The following is a 4,238-nucleotide window of genomic DNA, read 5'->3' as shown; positions in this document are numbered from 1 at the left end:
GCTCCACCTTCTCAGGAGTTGGAGCCTCCGACAAACCCGGCGCGGTTCAGACGTCGATGGCCGGGTCATTGCGGAAACGCTGGGCGATAAGCTGAAGGATGTGTTTTCCTCCAAGGGTGAGTTCTTTCAGGGCCTTTCCAATGTGCTGGCCAACGCGGCGCTTGGCTCCACTGCGGCTGGCCTGGCTGGCGGCAGTAAGCTCGGCGGAGGCATCGGCGGCGCGATCGGCGGTTTCCTGACCGGGAAAAACGGACCCTTTGGCAAGGCTCTCGAAAGCGGCCTCAACTCTGTCTTTCAGGGCTTGGGCTCTTTCGCTGGCCCTCTCGGCTCTATCGCTGGCGGGCTGCTTGGCGGCGCGCTGGGTGGGCTGTTCAAGCCCAAGCCGAAATATGGCAGCGCTGGCCTGTTCATGAATGAATATGGCGAACTGGCAGGCACTGCGGGCAAGGGCAATGCTGGCTCCGCGATCCGCGCCGCATCCGGTCTCGCGTCGAACGTGGCGGATGGCCTCAACAGCCTGGCCGAACAGCTTGGGGCGAAGATCACGGGCGTGCCGAACATCGCCATGGGCACCTATGATGGCAAGTACCGCGTCAACGTCGAAGGGCGTGGCGGCAAGATGGACTTCAAGGGCAATTCCGCGAAGGGCCTCTATAACTTCGGTGATGATGAGCAGGCGGCGATTGAGTTCGCCATCCAGAAGTCGATCGAAGGTGCGGTGCTCACCGGCATCAGCCAGGCGTCGATCAATATCCTGAAGTCGGGGCAGGATCTGCAGAAGGCGATCGAGAAAGCCACGCTGATCGAGGATATTCCGAAGGAACTGCAGCGCCGTCTGGATCCGGTGGGCTATGCGATCGATGAGCTCAACAAGAAGTGGCTGAAAACCGTTGAAGCTTTGCGCGAGGGCGGCGCCACCGCACAGCAGATGGCCGACGCGCAGAAGCTCTACAATCTTGAACTGATCGACGCGAAGGAAAGCGCCGCGTCGGCCTCGCAATCCATGAAGGACTTCCTGAAGGCCATGAACATGGGTTCTTCTTCGCCGCTGTCGCTGCGCGAGCAGGCGATGAACGCGAAGAGCGCGCTGGATCCGTTCCTTGCCCAGATCAATGCCGGGCAGTCGATCAACCAGGACAAGTATCTGGAGGCAGCCCAGACCTATCTGGACATAGAGCGCCAGATGTACGGCTCGACGGCCAAATATTTCGAGGCGTTCGATGCCATTCAGGCCGCCACGAACAAGGCCATCGCCACCGTCGACAATGCGGCGCCCATCCGCACCACGGCTGATCCGTTCATTGAGCAGACGGCAGCGGCGACGAAGTCGATGGAGGCGAACACGGCCAATACCGTGACGCTGCTCGCGCAGGGCTTCCCGGCGCTGGAGGCGAAGCTGGAAAAAATCGAGCAAGCCATCAAGAGCGCGGGCGGCACCTGGTCCGGCTCGCTTCGGAACTACGCCTGATGCCCGCGCTACCGTCGGACATCGCCGCAGCGATGCGGCAGCAACAGGTCGTGTCTGCTCAGGATGCGACGATCAAGACGCCGCAGATCGCTCCATTGCATCCGTTTCGCGTGAACGGATCAGCTTGCGAGTATTGCGGGGGTCTGCCGAGTTCCGAAGTGCTGCTGCCCAGCGATAGGCATGATCTCGCCGCGCGAATTCACCGTACAGCCAAGTCTGAGAATGCCCACTATAAAGAGCGTTCGGTCGGTCGTGCTGCCGATCTGTGCGGCGAACCACGATATAGCCGCCCTTTGCGCTATCTTCGACCCAATAGACGTCGGAGATCAGCTTTGTCTTGGCGAGCAGCATTTCAACAGCTGTAGACGTGCGTGGCGTGATCGGTGCATCGCCGCGCTCCATTTGGCCGACAAGCACGCGCGAAACGCCGATGCTATCCGCAAATTCAGCTTGACTCATCGCTAAGACTTTTCGAGCAGATTTTAGTTCACTTGGTATCATTCTGTTTTTTCCTTATGTTTGTTTCCGATCCGAGAGCTGGCTTGAGTACCTCTTCTCTGGATCTACTAGCCCGGCTGACTCCGGACCAGCACCCACATGATAAGCTACTTATCACTCAATAGCAAGAGAAAAGATAATCCACTTATCTTTTTGCACTATGTAGGGCAGAAGAATTCCGTGGACGTTGATGTCCTAGGGGGAACGCACCATAGCTGGGCCATGACTATCCTGCTGGCCCACGTGTCCGATGATCATGCTTTTCTCGCGGCGGACAGCTGTCGCTGGGATGTCATCCAGAACCGTAAACGTGCGCCTGTTCGCAAGCTTCATGCCGCAGGAAGGGCCAGTGCATTTGCCGTCGGCGGATCGAACATCGATCGCGATGAGTTTGCTCGACAGTTATCAAGCAGTCGCGCGAAGGGTGCCACCTTTTCAGATGCCGCTCGCGCTTGTGCCCCCGACCTCTTCAGGGAAAAAATGGCGCTAATGCGGGCGAACGGAGTCAGTAGCCCCCAACTGCTGATCGTCTATTATGCGGAAGTGCGGCGCGGATCGTGCAAGATAATTCGCCATCAGCTTAGCCCGAACCAAGATCATGAATGCGAGATCAAAGGATTTTACTGCGACGGTCCGGATACGGCGTGGCTTTCCAGCTTTGCGGAGACAAAGCTGTCGCTTTTCATGACCGATGAAGGCTTGGCTCTTGATGCGTGGGCCTTCGATATAATCGGTCACGGTGCCAGACGGCATCCGATGAACGTAGCCTACCCCGCGATGGCGGTAATGATCCGCTCGGACGGGAGCATGGCTACACGCGAGGACTTGCATCCTGATTGTTGGCAGGGCGCTCGGCCCGAGTTTGCTGCGATTGCATAACTACCGCTCATGTCGCCACCGGTTGGAGAGTTGAAGCCCCGCGTTTGGCGCGGGGCTTCCAGCCTTACGCTCCCGGAAGCGCGGGGGCCGCCTTGAAGGCCTCGATCGCCGCCACGGCTGAAGGGGCCGGCAGTTCGCCGCTCTTCACCTTGCTCTCCAGATAGCGCGGCATCTGGTTCGGGATATAGGTTTCGCGCGCCCAGCGGCGGAACTCAGCAAGAGCGTCGTCGGGGTAACAGTATGCTGGCTGAGGGTTCGACATCGATTGTGGGAAATAATCCGGGTAGTTGTGGGCATACTGGATCCGGGCGCCATAGACGACTTCTAGGTTCTCTGCCTTCCAGTATTTGGCCCATGCCATCCCGACGCTAATGTCCGGAATGAACGACTTTCCAATCTGCGCCCCCGCCCGGATCATCGTCACGATAATGTCGGCCACTTCCTTGAAGATGCTGAAATAGCCAGCCGGGACGGTATGATAGGCCAGCGAGACGCGATCATGGAATTGCTGCCAGGCAACATGAGAAGCACCCGTCGGATTATAGCCGACTTGCGCATAGATGAAGGCGTTGAACCCCTTGCGCGCCAAAATCCGGTAGCTCTGCGCCGCCTTGTCATTCGAGGTTTTCGCGTCGAAGGCATAATATTCCAGAATCGCCATGCAGACAGCAGCTGGAACGGCGTGATGGATGGTGCCGTTCTTTTCGATCGCGTAGAAGGCGATCGTGTCGTCCGCGCCTTGCGCGCGGACCAGCTCCCGGATCTTCTGTTCGCGCGGCTTCAGAGGTGTGTTGATCCAATCCCCAGTAATGCGCGTGATCAAGGAACTGTCGACGCCGCACATGCTGGCAAGACCGCGAAGGTTCAGGAAGGGCGAGCCATCGCTGAGGACGCCCATCCCTACACCATCGATTTCGCGCTCTACCTCGATCTTCAGGTCGAGGTTGTATTGTCGGGGGGTGTTGCTCGGAACTACGAAATTTGACATTTAATCCAGCCAATCCAACTAGTTAAGGTGTTGCTCAACTCGGCTGGTTTGGTCTTCTCAAATGCCGTAGCACCTGAGTTGCACAAGACGGCTCAGCCGAGCCAACCAGCGCGTTTCGGGCTAACCCCTTGAGCGCGCTGGTGACTCCGCGTTTACCATCATCTCGTTTCACTCACGAATCATTATTCCCGCTGGTGCAAACTGGTGCGCTGTCCCGTTTCGGGACACGGCGCTTCTTCCTCTTCGATCGTCAGCAAGGGGTCGGGCCACAGCAACCATCAGTGCTTCACCGGGGCCAGTAAGACCGTTCGCCTCTGTGTTCCATGCGAAGCTGTTGCTATGGCAGGCCAACAGAACTGTGGACCGGCGTGCAAAAGGGACCCCGTTAGCGGGGTGATCGGCGTC

At 58.4% G+C, this 4,238-nt stretch carries 3 protein-coding genes and 1 pseudogene; 2 read left to right on the top strand and 2 right to left on the bottom strand.

All coding sequences use genetic code 11. The annotated features are described in order from the left end of the window. A pseudogene (locus ET21_RS28075) lies at positions 1-1,468 on the top strand (hypothetical protein); the annotation flags it as partial. A gap of 72 nt (positions 1,469-1,540) precedes the next feature. Here the strand turns inward: ET21_RS28075 and ET21_RS27385 are convergent. Next, positions 1,541-1,969 (bottom strand): helix-turn-helix transcriptional regulator, encoded by a 429-nt coding sequence (locus ET21_RS27385; protein WP_081856852.1) that lies wholly within the window; start codon positions 1,967-1,969, stop codon positions 1,541-1,543. Between the two features lie 219 nt (positions 1,970-2,188). On the opposite strand from ET21_RS27385, the gene ET21_RS0123105 reads away from it, so the two are divergent. Beyond that, on the top strand, positions 2,189-2,845 hold the full coding sequence (locus tag ET21_RS0123105) for a hypothetical protein (RefSeq protein WP_156029341.1): 657 nt from the start codon (positions 2,189-2,191) through the stop codon (positions 2,843-2,845). Positions 2,846-2,909: 64 nt separating this feature from the next. Here the strand turns inward: ET21_RS0123105 and ET21_RS0123100 are convergent, their stop codons facing one another. Next, positions 2,910-3,833 carry a hypothetical protein gene (locus tag ET21_RS0123100; protein WP_030541553.1) on the bottom strand — a complete coding sequence of 308 codons (924 nt, stop codon included), beginning with the start codon at positions 3,831-3,833 and terminating at the stop codon, positions 2,910-2,912. Positions 3,834-4,238: the final 405 nt, after the last annotated feature.

This window comes from Sphingobium sp. DC-2 (assembly GCF_000722555.1).
Classification (GTDB): domain Bacteria; phylum Pseudomonadota; class Alphaproteobacteria; order Sphingomonadales; family Sphingomonadaceae; genus Sphingobium; species Sphingobium quisquiliarum.
This window is presented reverse-complemented; position numbering and strand designations above follow the sequence as displayed.